At 60.8% G+C, this 921-nt stretch carries 1 protein-coding gene; it reads left to right on the forward strand.

Annotated elements, in window-relative coordinates:
- Positions 1-250: 250 nt before the first annotated feature.
- A partial coding sequence (locus tag PYV00_RS13730; RefSeq protein WP_275228847.1) for a phytanoyl-CoA dioxygenase family protein occupies positions 251-921 on the forward strand: 671 nt, incomplete at its 3' end.

The raw sequence follows: 921 nt of genomic DNA on the forward strand, positions 1-921 counted from the left end.
AAGGCCGCCTGATCGTGCGGCCCGGTGACCACACCCGAAATTACACCTCATTGACGGACGTGACCCGAAATTCCGCGCCTGGGCTGGTCATGCAAGGCGCTCGGCTCAGTCCGTCGGATAGATCGCAGTATGACCGGCGCACTGCGGGTGGACGTCACTGCGGAGACGCCGGATTTGCTACGCAAGGCAGGAACCTGGACCCCGTCGAGGTTGGCCTTTCCTGAATATTCCCCGGCTTGAGGAAGTGATCATGGAACAGGATATTTGTGCTGCGGCTTCCGGCCGGGTCGAGGAGTTGCGCCGCGAGGGTTACTGCATCATTCGCGGGTTGTTGCCCGCGAGCATTGTCGGCGAGACCGCCCAGGATCTGGCGAAGCATTTTGCCACGACGCCGCATTCCGTGGGGCCGTTCTATGGGGCGAGCACCCGGCGGTTTCATGGGCTGTTACGCCGTTCCAGCCATGTCGCGCAATTCGTCATGCAGCCGATGATTCTCCAAATCATCGAAGCCATTCTTGGGCCGCATTGCGACAGGATCCAACTCAACCTGACCCAAGCTATCGAGATCGAGCCGGGCGGCGACCTCCAGCCTCCGCATCGCGATCAAGACATGTGGCCGATCCATTCGCCCGGCGTCGAATATCTGGTCAACGTCATGTGGCCGTTCACCCACTATACCGCCGAAAATGGAGGGACGCTCCTCTGGCCTCGTAGTCACTTGTGCCAAGATCGGATCGTGCTGCCCGAGAGCGACGCGATCGCCGCTGAAATGGAACCGGGCGACGTCCTCCTGTTTCTTGGATCTACCCTTCATTCCGGGGGAGCCAACAGCACCCATACGTCGCGTCGCGGCATGTGGCCTGCTGCCGGTTTGGTGGACACCGAGATAGGCTCATTTAGGCTACCCCAGCTTCTCGCTCG

It is taken from the genome of Novosphingobium album (ex Liu et al. 2023) (assembly GCF_029076845.1).
GTDB lineage: Bacteria > Pseudomonadota > Alphaproteobacteria > Sphingomonadales > Sphingomonadaceae > Novosphingobium.